This window comes from Leptospira broomii serovar Hurstbridge str. 5399 (assembly GCF_000243715.2).
Taxonomy (GTDB): domain Bacteria; phylum Spirochaetota; class Leptospiria; order Leptospirales; family Leptospiraceae; genus Leptospira_B; species Leptospira_B broomii.
The window spans coordinates 520,174-537,128 of sequence record NZ_AHMO02000004.1 but is presented as its reverse complement, the minus strand read 5'-3'; the positions used below and the strand labels follow the sequence as shown (position 1 = coordinate 537,128).

The following is a 16,955-nucleotide window of genomic DNA, read 5'->3' as shown; positions in this document are numbered from 1 at the left end:
GATGTCAGGAAATTATGGGCCACTTATTAGTCAAGTATTTTCAATTTAAATAATTATGATCTCTTTGTCAGCCAAGTATCACGCTAATTAAGAGGACCGATTTTTACCCCGAATCGAGCCTATATTTTAAAGCATTTAGATTAGCGGATTGGGTCAGGTGGTGTATGCAAAACCTTTACCACTGCCCCTCGCTGAAAGCGAATTCGAATTTCTTTATCCGGTCTGGAGCCGTCGGCATATTTGCAAATCGGTCGAGTGTATACCCATTCTTCCATTCCAGGCGCCCAATTGTTAATGGTCATCTTCTCGTCCGGATCACCTATCTGGTTTTTCACGTACAATTGATTTTGGTAGAGAAGAGAATGGATGAGTTCGGAGCGAATCCGAAGCTTCGATTTTTCCTCGGCAGATAATTGGGTCGGTGCAACCCCCAAAACGCTTACATCTGCATCCGGAATCGACTTTAAGACAAATTCTTTACATTTATGATCATCGGAAAACGTGGTCATGCATTCGTCGTACAATTGTCTAGGCGTTCTAGCCTCTCTTCCTGTCGGTGTTAGAAAGCTGCAATCAAAGAGTAGTAAAAGTGAGAGAACAGCGATACCTTTTAGTTTCATTTTCGTTTTCTCCTACTTGTTTTACGCTCCGAACTTCCCCCACCCGAGGCGACCGGTAAAGGTTCAGCTGCAGAATTTGACCGTTTAGGTTTATTACCCTGTAATTCCTGGAATCCACCGGTTAATTCTTCGCCAACTTTCCTATATTCTTTCTTCTCTTCGGGTAGTTGCGTCTTTTCCGTAACTTCAACACGGATCAGGAAGCTAACGATCTCGTATTTCATATTTTCTATAGCTTGATCGAAAAGTCGGAATCCTTGTAGTTTGTATTCGACTAGAGGATTCTTTTCGCCATATCCGACGGTCCAGATGCCTTCTCGAAGATGGTCCATCGCATATAGATGCTCTTTCCAGCGATGATCCAATATATCCAGGAAGATATTCCTTTCCAAAACTTTCCAAACTTCGCCACCGATCCGATCAGCTTTGTCTTGGTAAAATTTTTGACCGATCTCGTTCAAGGTGTCGAATAGGAATAATTGCGCATTCTTGGATTTTTTAATTGAATCTACATCTATTTCCCAAGGGAGTCCTAAACCTAGGAACCATTCCTTCAAAGTCTCCCATTCCCAGCCCTCGGGATTTCCGCCTTCGCAAGTCGCGATGATTTGGGACTCTATAATTTCGTCCAAGAACCCTTTCACGAGTCCGGTGACATCGCCTCCGTCCAGAACCTCGTTTCTCATTTTATAGATAACGATCCGCTGACGGTTCATTACATCATCATATTCTAATAGATGCTTACGAATATCGAAGTTATGTCCTTCCACCCTTTTTTGGGCCCTAGCGATCGCATTCGAAACCATGGTATGCTCGATTTCTTGGCCTTCGGGCATTTTCAAGCGTTCCATAATGCCCGAAATTCGATCCGACCCGAAAATTCGCATCAAATCGTCTTGGAGAGAAAGGTAGAAGCGACTCGAACCGGGATCTCCTTGTCGACCAGAGCGTCCGCGTAACTGATTATCGATCCTACGAGCCTCGTGCCTTTCGGTTCCTAGAATATGCAATCCGCCCGCTTCTAAAACTTCATCATGATTCTTCTTCCAGATTTTTGCGGAGGTTAAAATTTCGTTGGCCCTGTTTTTCTTATTTTGTGAATCCAGCTTACCCAGCAAAGTCTCGGCCTTTTCGAAATTGGCGCGAAGAGTCGCCTCCCGAAACTCGGTAATCACAGGATCACTATCGCTCCAAGTCTCCAAATTTTCCTTAAAGAGCTGCGCCCCTCCGAGGACGATGTCGGTTCCCCGACCAGCCATATTCGTGGCGATAGTGACCGCTGCAGGTTTTCCCGCATTTGCGATGATTTCGGCTTCCTTTTCGTGGAACTTCGCATTTAGAACGTTATGAGTAATTCCGGATTGGGTCAGGAGACGAGAAAGCACTTCGGATTTTTCGATGGAAATGGTTCCGACTAGAACCGGCTGCTTTCTAGATTGACATTCTTTGATTTCACTCAGTATGGCGGTGAATTTTTCTTTTTCCGTTCTATATACGCGATCTGCAAAGTCGGTTCTCTGAACCGTAACGTTAGGCGGAATTACGATCACGTCTAGATGATAGATCTTATGAAATTCTTCCGCCTCCGTATCCGCCGTTCCGGTCATACCCGAGAGTTTTTCGTACAAACGAAAATAATTTTGGAATGTGATGCTCGCCAAAGTCTGGGATTCCCGAGCGATCGGGACTCCTTCCTTAGCTTCCAGGGCTTGGTGAAGGCCGTCGGAATAACGTCTACCTGACATGAGACGACCTGTAAACTCGTCCACGATGATCACTTCACCGCTTTGAACCACATAATCCACGTCTCTTTGAAAAATCTTATGCGCTTTTAGAGCTTGATGAACGTGATGTACTAGGTCCACGTTCTGAGGAGCATACAGGTTTTCGATTCCGAGAATCTCTTCGACATGCGCGACGCCTTTCTCGGTTAGAAGAGTGTTTTTTGCTTTCTCATCCTTCTCGTAATCTTCCCCTTCGATCAACTTCGGAATAATTTTATCGATTCGAAGGTACTTGTCCGTCGATTCGTCCGAAGGGCCGGAAATAATCAGGGGCGTTCTAGCTTCGTCGATCAAGATCGAGTCGACTTCGTCCACAATTGCAAAGAAATGCCCTCTTTGAACTTTGTGATCGATATGAGTCACCATATTATCGCGAAGATAATCGAACCCGTACTCGTTATTCGTTCCGTACGTGATATCGGAAGCGTAAGCCTTCCGTCTATCATCATGATCCATATCATGCTGAATGATTCCGACTTTCAATTCTAGAAAGTCGTAAATGGGTTTCATCCACAACGCATCCCGTCTAGCAAGGTAATCGTTTACCGTAACGACGTGAACGCCTTTACCTGCGAGGGCATTTAAATAAACGGCAAGAGTGGAAGTCAGAGTTTTTCCTTCTCCGGTTTTCATCTCGGCGATATTTCCCCAATGCAGGGCAATTCCACCCATCATCTGAACGTCGAAATGTCTCATGCCTAGTTTGCGTAGCGAAGTTTCCCGAACAGTGGCGAAAGCTTCCGGAAGAATATCGTCTAACGTTTCTCCCTGGGAGAGACGTTCCCTAAACTTTTGGGTTTGGGCAGTCAGCTCGGAATCGCTCAAAGAATGAATCGACTCTTCCCATTCATTAATTTTCTGAACGATTGGAATAAGACGTTTTAAATCTCTTTCGTATTTGCTTCCAAAGAGAACCTTTAGAACTTTCTGTATCATGTACGCACCGTTTTTTCGTTTCGATTCTTATGAGAGTATTGCAAATTTCCCCGAATGATCTCGCCGTTCCCTCGAGGATGGAACATTCTATATATCCAAGATTCCTTCAAAAAGCGCACGCCCAGCCTCTTCCATTTGAGACCTAATTTGGCCCGTTTCCGGTCCAGGAATCCAGCCTGCTTTTTGAATGAATTCTCCATGCACCGTTTTCCAAACTTCTAACATGGGTGCGGTCATTTCCAAATGGCATTGAATTCCGAATACCCGATTCTTCCAGGCGAACATCTGATTCGGATAGAAGCTTCCTTCCAGAAGAAGTTCCGAACCGCTAGGTAATTCGAATACATCTTCGTGCAAGTGAAAGGCCGGAATCATGGATTTCCCGGCTAAACGGGCAAAGGCAGGATGCGACGAATTTACGATCTTTATATCCGAAAATCCGACTTCAGGCCCTTTTACTCCCACAGAAACCTTTGCCCCTAGAACTTTCGCCAGGATCTGAGATCCAAGACAAATTCCTATGACCTTTCGAGATTCCATTTGAGTCAGGTTATAGGCGAGATCCAGCCACGGCCTAAAAAAATCCGCCTGAGCCGGATCGTGTACCGTTTGCGGTCCGCCAAGGAGTACGATTAAATCAAAAACCTGATGCGCGTCCGGTAGAATTCGAATATTAGAATCGTACGCGTTATGATACGTTATCCGATAATTTCGAGATTTCAAGGAATCCAAGAGGGTTCCCGGTCCTTCGCAATCCTTGAATCGAACAATCAAACATCTCATACGGATCCCGCCATTCGCTTAAAGAAAATCACCTTTCTATCTTTCGGTATCGCAAGTACGTCCGATTCTTCACTGATCGGCCCGATAAAATTATAATATAGAACAAGCGGTTTGGTTTTGAATAATAAGGTTTCGGGCGTTCCGGTTACCAATCCGTCATTTCTAGAAATTCGGAACGGCTTTTTCATAATCAAAACCGGAAGCTTTATGCCGTATTTACGGATCTCTTCCCTCATCTGAATATTCGCTTCCGTCATGATCTGTTCTTCGGTCATTTTTTCGGGAGAATCCACAAACACGGTCGGATCCACGACCATGTACAACTTAATCCTAGGATTCGATGCCAAATCCTTGTATAAATAATTCAAAACAGGAACTTCTTTAATACAAGGCACGCAGTTCGGGCCGTAGACATTCAAAGCGATTCGCTCGGCTTGGATATCCGATAAGCGGATCGTCTGTCCGTCTAACGTTAATCCTTCGAATGACTGCACACCTAAATTGGATTGTTCGGAAGGGGCACAGGTCGCACTACCGACCAAAAAGAGTAGGAGAGAAAGGCGGAAGAAAATCCCCGCTGTAAAGCGAGAGAAATTAAGCCTGGAATCGAGGTTTGCCTGAGAATCCATTGGGCGATTACCAAATTTGTGGATTCTCCCGGAAATTCAAGGAATAAACGAAGACATAAGGTTGTTGACAGGTCGCCGAAACGGAGGAGAATGGTAAAATCTAAGGCTCCTATCCTTTTCCAGGAACAAAAAATGACCCAACACCAGAATTCTGAGTTTGATATTGTTACTCTTATCGAATTAGCCAAGAAAAACAAGTACGAAAGAGCCGTAGCTGGTTTTCAAATTCTGGATAGGATCGATCGCCTGGACCTACCTAAGAAAATTAAGGCGAGAAAACTTGCCGTGCAAGCCATGTTTGCGCTCTCCAACGAAGAAGTTCAATACAAATACGTTACTAAAGAAGAAAGAGCCGCAATCGAGCAAGACGCTCGTATCACGGATCCAGCTTATTCCAAATTTAACGGTCTTTTCGAGGCTCCTCAAGCTCCGATAGCGGAGGAAGATACCGAAGAAGACTTTATCCCCGAAGAAACGCCGAAACCTCTGATGGATATGGAAGATGGTGAAGAAGGCGAAGAATCCTACGACGATGATGAAGACGACGAGGAAGAAGAGGATGAAGAAGAAACTGAAGACGATGATGAAGAAGAGGACGAGGAAGAAACCGTCGAAAAAGAGGAAGATTAACCTATTTTTCTCCTGGTCCGCCAACCTGACGGCGAACCGAATCTAAAGGAGGATTCGTCCTCCTTCCACCTGCACTCCCAAAAAGACCCGCGTAAAGAAGGCGAGAGAATTGCCGCGACGGTTCCCCAAAGTATCGCTGATACCGAGGTCATTCTATTCGTAGGAATCGGTTGCGCGTACCACGTTTCCGCCTATTTGAAAACAGTAGGAATGAATACCCGGATTCTCTGCCTGGAGCCATTTGCAGAGTTCGAACCACTTGTAGGCGATTTTGTTCGTCGAGAAATCGGCTCGATTCCGATCTGGTACGATTGGAAGAAATTTCAAACGCTTCCTACTTCTAGTTGGATCCCGGAAGGAATCCGTTCACTCAAAGTTTTCCTACATCCTACTTATGCTCGAAAATTTCCGGAAGTTTCCCAGGAGATTCTTTCCTTTCTACAAAATATAGGATTCGCCGACCAAAATCAAATCGCAAAGGATACGTACGAAAAACTCTGGATACATAATTTCTTTCGTCATGCAAAACGATTTCAAGAAAATCCATCCGCGTTTCGAATCATCGGTAAAAAGCTTCCAGTGCGTAAAAATCAAATCGGATGCTTTATCGGAGCTTCCCCAAATCTGGAATTGCAGAGGGACTGGATCGAAAAAAACCGGACCAAAGTCTATCTGCTCGCCTCGGATACCAGCCTAGGCTTTCTACTCCAAAATAATATTCTGCCGGATTCCATTCTTTCTATCGACAGTGGGCGCGGGACTGGATTCCATTTTCCGGAAAATACCCCGGATCAAATTCCGATCATTACATGGTTGGGCGGATCGGCGAGAATCTTTGATCTCCCCAATCCCAAAATTTTATATGTTTCCACCCACCCTCTCGACCAACTAGCTCGAATGTCTTTTTTTCCCGAGGCGCCGATATTGGAAAATCCCACTCTAAATATCGCTGGAATGGCTGTTTCTGTCTTGGATGCGTTAGGATTCGAATCCTGTATCGTTAAGGGATTCGATTTTTCCAGGACAGCAGGTAAAACGCATTGTAGGGGAAGCGGTTATGAAAGATACGATCGTTTTTTTCTAACTCGAAGGAGGAGTCTCTTTTTAGGAAGGTATTCTCCAAATGCGAGCTGGATACGAAGAACGAGTGTACTTAATCTTTGGAAACAGTGGAGCCCTTTAACTTTATTGGAAGAATTGCCGAAGGATGCCTCCCATTCTACCTACTGGAAAAATGCGTTATTGGAAATTTCTTCCGAATTCCCCCGAACCGGAAGTTTTTGGAGGAACGCAAGCGTATCTGTAGCCGAATTTCCTTCGAGAATTCGTTCTATCTTGATGAGAGAAAGTCGAATTCTTGAGTAAAACCCGCGAATCGAGGATAGTCTCTTCGGCCTCTTTATAAATTCTTCTTATTGACATTCTTAGAATAGTCTCCAAAATTCTATAGTTCCAGGAAATTGAACCGTCCCTTGGGTCTAGGATTATGAATAAAGGTTATATTATTTGTGTCGATGATGAAGTATCGGTTCTGGAAACACTCCAAGAGCAGCTCCATAACGAGTTCGGTAAGACTCATGAAATCGAAACCGCCAGGAGCGCAGAGGAAGCACTTTCCCTTTTGGAGGAAATCCAAAATTCCGGCTTTGTTATCGAAGTAATCATCACGGACCAAGTGATGCCGGGAATGAAAGGCGCCGACTTTCTGGAGGCCGTTCATAAGAAGTCGCCCGATTCGATTAAGATTTTACTGACCGGCCAGGCCGGTCTAGATTCGGCCATTCATGCCATTAATTTCGGAGGACTTAGTCGTTATGTCGAAAAGCCCTGGAATATTGAAGACCTTAGCAGGGATATACATTCCCTGATTGAAAAGTTCCATCAGAACTTGGAGAACCAACACCTAGTCAATGAACTCAACCGCAGAATCAAGGAACTCGAAGAAGAAAATCGTAAGCTCCAGCAGACAGGAGACTGATATACCTCCCTTTCAACTCGGAATCATCCGTATTCATATCCGGAAGCTTGCCCTTATAACGGTATTGGCGACCGTATTACTCAGTTCCTCTCAAATGGAAGCCGGGCCAAAGGAACCGACAAAGCCTAAATATACCGCCGAACAAATTCGAAAGAAAAAAGAAGTGCTCTTGCAAATTCTGAAATATGGAACAACGAAAGAACGCGCGGGTGCATTAAGAGAGCTGGAAGATTTTCCGAAAGAGGAATCCGGAGAATTATACGATCAGGTAGGAATCATCCTGGTAAAAGATCCGGATTGGTCGATGCGAATCTATGCCCTAAGAATCTCGAGCCTTCTGGGTTTAAATAAATTCGAGGATAAGATCGTCGCACTCGTTCAGTACGAGCAACCCGACGTCCAAAAGGAAGCCGTCTATGCGGTCAAAAAGTTAAAGTTCAAATCCGCAATTCCCTTATTAACCGACCTACTCAAGGCCCAGGATTTTACGAAAAATTCGAACCTTACCGTTTCTTTAATCGATACCTTGGCCGAATTCCCGGAAGCGGACGAGGCATTTCGCGTTTTAGAAGCTAGATTTCAGGAAAAATTCAACGATCCGGAATTGAGAGCCCAAACTGCATTATATTTCGGTAAAGTAAAGAATAGATCGGTCGAGAATCTCCTGATTACGACTTTCAAGGACGATAAAGAACCGATCACTTTACGCGCATATTGCGTGAATGCTTTGGGCAAGATGAAATCGACTGCGGCAATCGCTCCGATGACAGAATTACTTAATAAAATTCGGAATTTAAAATCCAAAACCGATATCCAAGACTACCAGGCTTTAAAGATTCACACGATCACCGCCTTAGTTTCCTTAGGCGATAAGGATATCATCGAAGAGCTTTATTCTTTCGCGAGAGACGACGATGCAGTCGTTCGATTAAGAGCGATCAAACATTTGGCGGAGACGGAAGACCCGGCAGTCATAGAAATTTTGGAATATAAAGCCCAACGAGATCCTAGTGAAAAAGTGAAGCGGGCTGCTCAAGCCGCTCTAGATCAGCTTCGCAAAAAGATTTCACCGGACTTTGTTCCACCTACAAAATCGGGAGATACTACCTCGAAGCCTAAAGCCGAATCTTTGAAAGCGAATTCTAAAACTAAGGAAGATGCTTCTAAAACGGAAGAAAGCAAATCTTCTAAGGCTTCAAAACCCGACAAGAAAGTCGTTCCTTTTGCCGATGAGGAGTCGGAAGAATTAGAGAATCCTTAATTATGGTTAGGCTTTGCGGAAATCGTGAGATAGCAGCCGTCTTTGCAATCGTACTCGTATTCACATTTAGTTTGGCATCCGAACCTGCCGGAAACACCTATCGAGGAACGATTTCTCTGGATGAACCCCGATCTCTCGATATGAAAGAGGGCCTGAGCGATTCCTCTCCGAACTTTCCTGAAAAGTTGAAACTTTTCTTTCAGGGCTTAGAGGGAAATTATGCAATCTTCTATGACTGGAACGGACATACCTTCTATTTTAAGTATCGTGAAAACAAATTCGATCGGAGACTCCGGAAGTACGCTTCCCGACTTTCCGGGGGCGCCCCCTACGAAGTTACGGGGGATTATTTGGGCGTATTCGTTTTTGAAAACAAAGTCATCCGGCGTTTTAAAAAGAAAGGAGAAGACACATTAGTCGACCGGAAAGAAAAGCATTCGATTCCCGTCTTTCAACTAAAAGAGTATAAGGAACTCATCCTCGAGGAAATTTTACTTTGAAAAAGTGTTCTCGGACCCTTTTATTTTTCATACTATTTTTATCTTTGCAAAACATGCAGTTTGCCGTTCCCCTAGACCCCGATCAAAAGGTTTATCAGCCTGGAGAAATTTTTCGGGAAAATTTTTTGACGATTTCATTTCCCGAGAAAGCTTTAGTTCGAACCGAATCGCGTAAACGCTGGCGAGCAATTCCCATAAAGGATCGACCTTGGATTCTGATATGGAGAAAATTAGATCGCGTGGGAGAAGCGGACACCGCGAAAGATTCTATTCGAGCGGTCTTTCCCGGGAAGGAGCCGGAGACATTTTCCGTTAACGACACGGAAATTTTGCGTTGGACCAAAGAGGATTTTTCGGGAGAAAACCCTCTACGATTGTATTTTTTTTTGATTCGTAAGGATGACCTTGCCTACACGGTCTACACTGCATTTTATCGAGAACGCAAGGACCTGGAGGATTGGTTTTCCCTTCCGGAACGGTATCTGGGAACGAAAAACTAGAATCCTATCAAACCATGAAATGGGCTTGATGTGGTCCGGCTCTCGGAAAAACTGGAGTGGTCGGGCCTATAGCTCAGTTGGTTAGAGCGGCAGACTCATAATCTGCGGGTCGAAGGTTCAAGTCCTTCTGGGCCCAGACAATTCTCATTCACAAATCCATCAAGGACTTGAAGCTTTTGAGCGAAAGCGTTTATAGCGACCCTAGGGAGCGTAAATAAACGCGACCTGAGTCCAGGATGGACGAAGGCGCGAAAAAGACGCCGTGGAGCTTAGTTTGCCACGACGGCAAACTGCGGAACGGCAAGTCCTTCTGGGCCCAGACAATTCTCATTCACAAATCCATCAAGGACTTGAAGCTTTTGAGCGAAAGCGTTTATAGCGACCCTAGGGAGCGTAAATAAACGCGACCTGAGTCCAGGATGGACGAAGGCGCGAAAAAGACGCCGTGGAGCTTAGTTTGCCACGACGGCAAACTGCGAAACGGCAAGTCCTTCCGGGTCCAGACAACTCTCATTTACAGATCCATTAAAGGACTTGAAGCTTTTGAGCGAAAGCGTTTATAGCGACCCATAGGAAGCAAAATACCCGGAGGGTGGCTAAGCAAAGCGAAGCCAATTTGTAAATTCTTACCAGGAGTTTAAAACAAAAATAAACGATAGGGAGCGTAAATAAACGCGACCTGAGTCCAGGAGGGACGAAGGCGCGAAAAAGACGTCCAATTTCGGCAATTTCTTTTTTCCAAAGGGTTGTTTTAGAGACATCCCCCAAAAGGGTTAGTCGGAGTTGAGAATCCAGATTGCATTGAAAAGACCTGAATTAAAAAATTAACCGTATGGACCAGACCACCGCCCGAAAGGTCAGCCCCAAACCACGTCGGAAAGGCAGCTCTTATACTGTCAGTCCGGATGATATTTATATATTTCCGGTATCCGAACCCACGAGTATCTTTTTACAGAAAGTTTGGACTTCCTTCGTAAATAAAATGGTCGCGATGACCTTGCCGAACGGCAAACCGGTTTTTCAATATTCGATTTTCGAATCCATTCAGGGAAAAGACTTAAAAATCGTCGCATCCGCCACTCACTTTAAAATGAAGGAAGTCGCCAACCGAGTTGGACTCCAAAGTATCGATGAGTTTATTCGTAATACGATTCCGATTTCCATTCAGGATCCGGCAAATATTTCCGCACGCTATCTTAGGGAAGCAATTCTTTCCGTGGAAAAGAAAGCCAGACCGGAAGTGTACTTTCATAGTTTGCAAGACGTACGAATCCACCCTAATCTAAAAAAACTTCTCACGGAGACTATGAATTATGCCGCCGGCATCCCGCTGTTTGTTAAGGGATATCCGATAGGAATGCTTTGGGGAATCCGTCGAGATAATATGACGGAAGAACAGGAAGAAGAAGTTCGCCAGCAACTCTATTGCCTGTATGACGTGGTGGACTTCGTAATCTCCAGAGAAATGGGTCCGAAGGGAGATCCTTACTACGCTCGAAAGAATATCGAAAAATCGGATCTAAATTCCCGCGCAAAGAATCTTTTTTATACTCGTGGATACGGACAAAATGACCCGGTAACTACAATTATATTCGATTCTCACACCTACCAAAGGTCTTATCGTTTAGACGCAAGCTATATCATTCCCTCGGGAGACGGTTTTTCGGTTAGTTTAAAAAGATTCGAGCCGAAAGACAGAAACGATACTGGAAAAAACCTAATCTTGATTCCCGGATTTTTCTGTCGTCGTTCGGTAATGGATAAGGTGGCCAGAGAATTATCTCTCAAACATGGATATCGCGTTTTTTCCATGGATATGCGAGGACGTTCGCGCAGAACTCTCCCTCCGTTCGGAATTCGAGAAGGCTGGACAGTCGATGATTTTATCCAGGAGGATTTTCCTGCCGTTTTAAATTGGCTAACGGAGAATTTTCCAAATGAACAGAACGTAGTCTTAGGTCATAGTATGGGAGGAATGATTCCTCGCTTCTACTGCGCTGCTTACGAAGAGATCGTGAAAAAAAAGCGAAATCCTGTCGTTCCCCTGCCAAGGCCGGAAGATACGATTGCCGGAATCGTATCGATTACTTCTCCGAATTTCATTAGACTCCAAGCGCAAATTCCCGGGTTGGATGTCTTGAAAATGGGATTGAGGCTCGTCCCGTCCAAGTCGATCTCGGATTTCCTTTTTGACCTTACTTCCTTTTCCTTGCAAACGACACTTCCTACGGTAGACCTAAATAAATTCTTTAAATTTCTGTTGGGATTGCACTCTTCCCTGCGAGCCGTTTCTTTTGATCTGCACACGAAGGTGGTAAACCTCAGGGATTTTGTCGGCTACCGACAAATTTCTCCGCCGGAATGGTATTTTTTGATCGAGGATATTTTCTGCGAAGAGTCGACCAAAGTCGTTTTACAATTTCTTCGTTCTCAACTCAGTCAGGACCATTCCTTTCTATCTTATGACGGAAATTTGGACTACACTGCCCTCCAAAAGAATTTAAGTATTCCTCTCCTTTCCATTCTCGGCTCTCTGGACAAGGTAGTTCCGAGCGAAACGATCAAGGCGGATCTTGTCGCCTTGCCTCATGAAAAAAACCGAATTCTCTCGTATGAACAAGGTCATTTGGGAATCGTTTTCCATATGCCGGTAGTCAGAGAAATGTGCGCGGAAATTGATTCCTGGATTCGCGGATTAGACTCGACCTGAATTGTCAGTTTAGAAGGCTTGACATTTCGGAAATCGAAAGATAGGGTCTAATATTAGGAATGGATTTAATAGAAGCGAACATTTACAATATTTCCCTAACCAACGTCGGATTCGCGGTATTCCTGAAAGCAAAAGACGACTCCGATCAAAGAGTCGTACCTATTTTCATCGGCCCCCTTGAAACGCATTCGATCACTTCCGTTTTAGAAGGAACCAAACCTCCCCGACCCATGACCCACGATTTAATGACGATTTTACTCACTACGCTAGGCGTGCAGATAGTTAAGATTGCCATAGAGGAAATTATCGATAATACGTTCTACGCTAAGATTACCTTGCGGAAAGACGAAGAGCTGATCGTATTGGATGCAAGGCCTAGCGACTCGATCGCACTTGCTCTCCGTGCGAGCGCACCGATTTACCTAGCTAAGAAAGTCATCGAAGAAGCGGGAATCGTTATGAAAGACGACGAGATCCCGGGCGAAACGATCGGCAAGGAAAAGATTTCTCAACTTCCCAAATCGCAGCTCGAAATTTTGCAGGATTCTTTAGATAACGCATTAAAGGCGGAAGATTACGAAACTGCCGCCAAAATTAGGGACCAAATTCGTAAAATGTTAGAAAATCCCTCCTGAAATGGCTTTGGTTAATCCGTCCAAATTTCCCCTTTTTTCGATTTAGCTTGAAGAAATAGGATTCAATTTCTATCATTGGACCCCTATGCTGGAGGGTTTTCGATGGAAAAGATTTTAATGGATATCTTAAACGCAGGAATTGCGGCTTTTCAGTCGGGAGAGAGTAAGCTAAAACAATCTCTCGCCGATCTGGAAAAGCTTTATGAAGAACTACGTACGAAAGGTTCTCAAGACCAATCCGAGCAAGCGAATCGATTCCGAGATCTGGTCCAAAAAACCGTTTTCGACGCCCAATCCAAACTGCAAAATGCGAATGCCGAAACGAAAGAGATTTATCAACAGCTTAAGGAAAACTTTGAAAAAATTTCCCTGCAAGTAAACGATTTGCTTCCGGAAGATTTAAAAGCCAAGGCAAAATCGGCGATCGACGAACTTAGCAAGTTAACAAAAAAACAGTGAACCTATAGTTCCTCCTGGGTGGAGAAAAATTCGGGACAAGGAAGACTCGGCCCAAATACTAGGCAATAAAAATAAGAGGAGTAAGTCCTCTTGTCAGTAACCTAAGAAGAGCCACGTCCGCCCATGAGGAAGCAATCTTTCATTTTAGTTCTTACAGTCTTTATCGATATGATGGGGTTTTCCCTCATCTTTCCGATCTTCCCGGAAACTCTAAATCATTTTCTAGCTCAGGCAGGCGATCCGGTACTCGATCTTTTAGCGGGTTGGACCTCGCACCTGCTTGATAACTCGGGCGGCGACTGGAAACTTTTCGTGGCTCTTTTTGGCGGAATTGTCGCGAGTCTGTATTCCGTTCTCCAATTTTTATTTGCGCCCATTTGGGGAAAGCTTTCCGATCGAACGGGACGAAGGCCGGTTCTAGTTTTTACTTGCACCGGAAGTTTTCTAGGCTACTTGGTTTGGCTTGCATCCGGAAGTTTTTCTCTCTTTGTTTTATCTAGAATACTTACCGGCCTAATGGGTGGAAATATTTCCGTTGCGACCGCGGCTATGGCCGATTTGACCGAAGAAAAAGATAGGGCAAAAGGAATGGGAATGATCGGAGCCGGAATCGGTTTAGGTTTCATTGCCGGTCCGTCTATCGGAGGTATTTTAGCGCATACCGATCCGTCCACCCTGCTCCCATTTTTCCCCTGGTCGAAAATGACTGTTTTCCCATCCGTTGCATTGGCCGCAAGCGCCGCCGCACTTGTAAACCTACTATTCGTATTGTTTCGATTCAGGGAAACTCTTCCGATTACTCTCAGACGTAAACCGGAAGGACGACTTCATCCTATATTAGGAGTTTTAGATATAGGTTCCAGAGAAGTCCTTTTTTTAAGCCTCTTGAATTTTCTCTTCTTATTTTTCTTTTCGGGTTTTGAATTCTCGTTAAACTTTTATCTGGATCAGTTCCTAAATTTCAAGCCTATCCAAATCGGTTATACATTCGTTTATATCGGACTGATCATTGTAGTCGTCCAGGGAGGAATTATCCGAAGAATCAGCGGGAAAATTCCGGAAAAGCAAATCGGACTCTTTGCTTGCGGATTACTCACTTTGGGTTTTTTACTTCTCTCCTTTACAAACTCCCATACACAATTGTTTCTCGCTCTTACGCTTTTAGCGATGGGAAGCGCCTTCTTGAATCCGTCGATATCCGCTATGGTTTCCTTATTTTCTCCGCCTCAAGATCAAGGTAAGAACATAGGTCTTCTCCGAAGCTTAGGTTCTTTAGGTAGGGGAATTTCGCCGATCGCGTTTAGCCTCGTTTACTCTCAGAGAGGTCCGCAAATTTCATTCCTGGTTTCCGCAGTTCTAAGCGCCGTTTTTTTAATTCTTTTCTGGTTTTTACGTCAGCCTAAAAAACATCACGCTTGAACAACATGGAAAATTAGAGTAATTATTTTTCTTATTGAAGCGTTCCGATACGTTGCTTATAGAACTGATAGCAAAGCGTCTTTCAGTTTACTAAAATGTAATTTCTCATCCAGCTTTGCTCCACTCTCCAAGCGAAGCAAAAACGTGTCTCTTACTTGGCCCGAGTCGGTCACCGCTTTAAAGGAGAGGATATCGATTCCGAAAAGAAAAAGGATTTGAGATATCTCGAATAGAATCCCGGGTCGATCTTCCATTCGTAAGTCCATCACGGTCGAATCGCTGATCTCGGAATTAAAAAGAAATATTTCGGGAATCTGTTCTAATTTCGCGCGTAAACCTTCTATTTTTTCAGGATGCTTGGATAAATAATTCATCACGGAAACTCCTCCGTAAAAGAGCTCCTTTAAATCCAAATGGATCGCATTAAGATGCTCGTCCGTCATCGCCTCACCGTCTATCCTGCGAACGATGAAAATATCCTGAATATAACCGTCCATGGAAGTTTCCGCAATCGCCTCTTCGATATTCCAGCCGTGCACGTATAAAACTGCAGTGACTCTATATATGATCCCTATTTCATTTCTGGAAATATTGACCTTAAGAGCGTACGACTCGCCTCTTGGGATGCAGGAAAGGTGAAGTGGTTTTTCTGGCGTATGAATCATTATTCACCTCTGGGGGCGGACTGCTGAATTCTTATACAAAACATATAAGATTATATAGTCGATCGACTTCCCCTTTTAGATATTGCAAAACTCATGCCCAAGTATAGCAGCTATATTGATAAAAGGAAGAAATTCTTCTTATTTTGCGAAATCTATACGGAAGAATGGAACTTTGTCTTTTGCTCAGGTATCCATTCCCCCGCTCTTCTATAACGCAAACTTGACCCCTAGATTCGCCGAATATAATTTGTCGGTGGTCATCATTGCTTCTGCCAAGACCTTAAATGTCAGTAAGTTGATTTCAAATCCGCCTAAAACGTAGCTCGTCTGGGTTTTGACGTAAGCAGAGCCTCCTGTATGAACTCTTAAAGTTCCAGTCGCCCCGCCGTTCAACTGCTGAATCACTGCGGCAGGTAATCCTGACGATGAAGGTATGTTCGCCGCTAAATATAAAGGACCGTTAATATCCAAATTCACTTTTGCATATCCCGTATTATTGCTAATTCCTCCGCCTGCGAATATCGTTAAAAAATAAAAGAGGCGAACTCCGGTTCTTACATCTACGGGAACCGATTGAACTTTATTTCGATAGGCGAAGGTAACGGTCTCATCCCATCGTCCGGACGCAGAACCGAAATTTACCTGAGCGGCCGAATTAATCCCGGGCGCATAGACTATATTGATACCTTCGTCCTGTCGATGAAAACCCACTCCTAAACTCAGACCCGTAAAACCGAAAAAATCAAGGCGCGTATAACGTTCTCGCGCGAGCTGAAACCGTAATGTTGCACCGAATGAATTCGCACTTCCATCCAAATGTAGACCGTTGGAAGCCTGATGGGTAAGAGATTTTAAATCTCCGGATCCGATATTTCCGTGAAAGCCGTGAACATAGAAATTCAAACGGTGCAAAAAAGATCTCTGTGATTCGGGAACCTTATCGGATTTATCCGGCTGATCGGACTGACCTTTGCCTAATAGCCAACCCAAATTTACACCCAACATTAGAGACGGATTGATGGAAGCCCCTACGTTCGGCATAGCAGGAAGCGTTGTCCCATTATAAGAAACGGTAATATCGCTATTTTTAACGCCACCGGCGGAAATGCCAGCTCCGATTTGAAACCGATTTACCGTTCCCGGCCCCATCATCGAAGCGTTAATGTTACTCATTACCGCCGCGTTGGCCATCGATTTAGTGATTTCGTTTAGATACTGAGTTTGTATTGCTTGTTGTAAGCCGTTAAAATCCGCTTGGATATTCGCCGGAATTATAGTACACACATTATTACCCGTAAGCGGAGGAGTACAGGTAATTTGCGCGTGAACTGGAGAAGTCGGAACTACATACGCGGAAACGCCTAAAATAATGAAGGCGATGCAATGAATACACCGCCTAAGAATTCTCTTAACAGGAACCATCTCGTCCATATTAACTTAGGACGA

The 16,955-nt window shown here is 44.3% G+C and carries 16 protein-coding genes and 1 tRNA gene; 11 read left to right on the top strand and 6 right to left on the bottom strand.

Annotated features, from left to right (window positions below):
- Nucleotides 1-140 precede the first annotated feature (140 nt).
- The 4 genes from LEP1GSC050_RS02630 to LEP1GSC050_RS02615 form a co-directional block, all read right to left on the bottom strand.
- Complete coding sequence (locus tag LEP1GSC050_RS02630) at nt 141-620, bottom strand: hypothetical protein (RefSeq protein WP_010569512.1); 480 nt, start codon at nt 618-620, stop codon at nt 141-143.
- Nucleotides 617-3,340 carry a preprotein translocase subunit SecA gene (gene secA / locus LEP1GSC050_RS02625; protein ID WP_010569511.1) on the bottom strand — a complete coding sequence of 908 codons (2,724 nt, stop codon included), beginning with the start codon at nt 3,338-3,340 and terminating at the stop codon, nt 617-619. The genes LEP1GSC050_RS02630 and secA overlap by 4 nt, the downstream gene beginning before the upstream one ends.
- Before the next feature lie 87 nt (nt 3,341-3,427).
- Nucleotides 3,428-4,123 carry a type 1 glutamine amidotransferase gene (locus LEP1GSC050_RS02620; protein WP_010569510.1) on the bottom strand — a complete coding sequence of 232 codons (696 nt, stop codon included), beginning with the start codon at nt 4,121-4,123 and terminating at the stop codon, nt 3,428-3,430.
- Complete coding sequence (locus LEP1GSC050_RS02615; protein WP_010569509.1) at nt 4,120-4,752, bottom strand: TlpA family protein disulfide reductase; 633 nt, start codon at nt 4,750-4,752, stop codon at nt 4,120-4,122. The genes LEP1GSC050_RS02620 and LEP1GSC050_RS02615 overlap by 4 nt, the downstream gene beginning before the upstream one ends.
- A gap of 90 nt (nt 4,753-4,842) precedes the next feature.
- Here LEP1GSC050_RS02615 and LEP1GSC050_RS20930 point away from each other — a divergent pair, with 90 nt between their 5' ends.
- From LEP1GSC050_RS20930 to LEP1GSC050_RS02560, 11 genes are all read left to right on the top strand, one after another.
- Entirely contained in the window at nt 4,843-5,382 is a 540-nt protein-coding gene (locus LEP1GSC050_RS20930; protein ID WP_010569508.1) for a hypothetical protein, read from the top strand.
- Nucleotides 5,383-5,592: 210 nt separating this feature from the next.
- On the top strand, nt 5,593-6,747 hold the full coding sequence (locus LEP1GSC050_RS02605; protein WP_010569507.1) for a 6-hydroxymethylpterin diphosphokinase MptE-like protein: 1,155 nt from the start codon (nt 5,593-5,595) through the stop codon (nt 6,745-6,747).
- Nucleotides 6,748-6,868: 121 nt separating this feature from the next.
- Nucleotides 6,869-7,360, top strand: a complete 492-nt coding sequence (locus LEP1GSC050_RS02600) for a response regulator (protein ID WP_010569506.1) — start codon at nt 6,869-6,871, stop codon at nt 7,358-7,360.
- On the top strand, nt 7,293-8,621 hold the full coding sequence (locus LEP1GSC050_RS02595) for a HEAT repeat domain-containing protein (protein WP_408605368.1): 1,329 nt from the start codon (nt 7,293-7,295) through the stop codon (nt 8,619-8,621). The genes LEP1GSC050_RS02600 and LEP1GSC050_RS02595 overlap by 68 nt, the downstream gene beginning before the upstream one ends.
- A 2-nt stretch (nt 8,622-8,623) precedes the next feature.
- Nucleotides 8,624-9,121: an LIC_11959 family protein gene (locus LEP1GSC050_RS02590; protein WP_010569504.1), complete on the top strand. Its 498-nt coding sequence runs from the start codon at nt 8,624-8,626 to the stop codon at nt 9,119-9,121.
- A complete protein-coding gene (locus tag LEP1GSC050_RS02585) occupies nt 9,118-9,621 on the top strand; it encodes a hypothetical protein (protein ID WP_020986908.1) in 504 nt (167 codons plus the stop codon). Before LEP1GSC050_RS02590 ends, LEP1GSC050_RS02585 begins: the two co-directional genes overlap by 4 nt.
- Nucleotides 9,622-9,683: 62 nt before the next feature.
- Nucleotides 9,684-9,757: transfer RNA gene (locus LEP1GSC050_RS02580), tRNA-Ile, on the top strand.
- A gap of 696 nt (nt 9,758-10,453) precedes the next feature.
- Entirely contained in the window at nt 10,454-12,331 is a 1,878-nt protein-coding gene (locus LEP1GSC050_RS02575) for an alpha/beta hydrolase (protein WP_010569502.1), read from the top strand.
- 59 nt (nt 12,332-12,390) lie between these two features.
- Entirely contained in the window at nt 12,391-12,966 is a 576-nt protein-coding gene (locus tag LEP1GSC050_RS02570) for a bifunctional nuclease domain-containing protein (protein WP_010418865.1), read from the top strand.
- A 102-nt stretch (nt 12,967-13,068) separates the two neighbouring features.
- Entirely contained in the window at nt 13,069-13,425 is a 357-nt protein-coding gene (locus tag LEP1GSC050_RS02565; protein WP_020987020.1) for a phasin-related domain-containing protein, read from the top strand.
- 123 nt (nt 13,426-13,548) lie between these two features.
- Nucleotides 13,549-14,844 (top strand): MFS transporter, encoded by a 1,296-nt coding sequence (locus tag LEP1GSC050_RS02560; RefSeq protein WP_010569500.1) that lies wholly within the window; start codon nt 13,549-13,551, stop codon nt 14,842-14,844.
- Between the two features lie 56 nt (nt 14,845-14,900).
- On the opposite strand, the gene LEP1GSC050_RS02555 is transcribed toward LEP1GSC050_RS02560, so the two are convergent.
- Together LEP1GSC050_RS02555 and LEP1GSC050_RS02550 are read right to left on the bottom strand one after the other, a co-directional pair.
- On the bottom strand, nt 14,901-15,509 hold the full coding sequence (locus LEP1GSC050_RS02555; RefSeq protein ID WP_010569499.1) for a hypothetical protein: 609 nt from the start codon (nt 15,507-15,509) through the stop codon (nt 14,901-14,903).
- Between the two features lie 207 nt (nt 15,510-15,716).
- Nucleotides 15,717-16,940, bottom strand: a complete 1,224-nt coding sequence (locus LEP1GSC050_RS02550) for an Lsa36 family surface (lipo)protein (RefSeq protein WP_010569498.1) — start codon at nt 16,938-16,940, stop codon at nt 15,717-15,719.
- Nucleotides 16,941-16,955 lie beyond the last annotated feature (15 nt).

Excerpts from the sequence above, each read along its gene's own strand:
- LEP1GSC050_RS02570 (WP_010418865.1), top strand. The coding sequence starts at position 12,391 with ATGGATTTAATAGAAGCGAACATTTACAATATTTCCCTAACCAACGTC.
- LEP1GSC050_RS02600 (WP_010569506.1), top strand. The coding sequence starts at position 6,869 with ATGAATAAAGGTTATATTATTTGTGTCGATGATGAAGTATCGGTTCTG.
- secA (WP_010569511.1), bottom strand. The coding sequence starts at position 3,340 with ATGATACAGAAAGTTCTAAAGGTTCTCTTTGGAAGCAAATACGAAAGA.
- LEP1GSC050_RS20930 (WP_010569508.1), top strand. The coding sequence starts at position 4,843 with ATGGTAAAATCTAAGGCTCCTATCCTTTTCCAGGAACAAAAAATGACC.
- LEP1GSC050_RS02560 (WP_010569500.1), top strand. The coding sequence starts at position 13,549 with ATGAGGAAGCAATCTTTCATTTTAGTTCTTACAGTCTTTATCGATATG.
- LEP1GSC050_RS02620 (WP_010569510.1), bottom strand. The coding sequence starts at position 4,123 with ATGAGATGTTTGATTGTTCGATTCAAGGATTGCGAAGGACCGGGAACC.
- LEP1GSC050_RS02595 (WP_408605368.1), top strand. The coding sequence starts at position 7,293 with ATGAACTCAACCGCAGAATCAAGGAACTCGAAGAAGAAAATCGTAAGC.
- LEP1GSC050_RS02550 (WP_010569498.1), bottom strand. The coding sequence starts at position 16,940 with ATGGACGAGATGGTTCCTGTTAAGAGAATTCTTAGGCGGTGTATTCAT.
- LEP1GSC050_RS02630 (WP_010569512.1), bottom strand. The coding sequence starts at position 620 with ATGAAACTAAAAGGTATCGCTGTTCTCTCACTTTTACTACTCTTTGAT.
- LEP1GSC050_RS02555 (WP_010569499.1), bottom strand. The coding sequence starts at position 15,509 with ATGATTCATACGCCAGAAAAACCACTTCACCTTTCCTGCATCCCAAGA.
- LEP1GSC050_RS02590 (WP_010569504.1), top strand. The coding sequence starts at position 8,624 with ATGGTTAGGCTTTGCGGAAATCGTGAGATAGCAGCCGTCTTTGCAATC.
- LEP1GSC050_RS02605 (WP_010569507.1), top strand. The coding sequence starts at position 5,593 with ATGAATACCCGGATTCTCTGCCTGGAGCCATTTGCAGAGTTCGAACCA.
- LEP1GSC050_RS02575 (WP_010569502.1), top strand. The coding sequence starts at position 10,454 with ATGGACCAGACCACCGCCCGAAAGGTCAGCCCCAAACCACGTCGGAAA.
- LEP1GSC050_RS02565 (WP_020987020.1), top strand. The coding sequence starts at position 13,069 with ATGGAAAAGATTTTAATGGATATCTTAAACGCAGGAATTGCGGCTTTT.
- LEP1GSC050_RS02615 (WP_010569509.1), bottom strand. The coding sequence starts at position 4,752 with ATGGATTCTCAGGCAAACCTCGATTCCAGGCTTAATTTCTCTCGCTTT.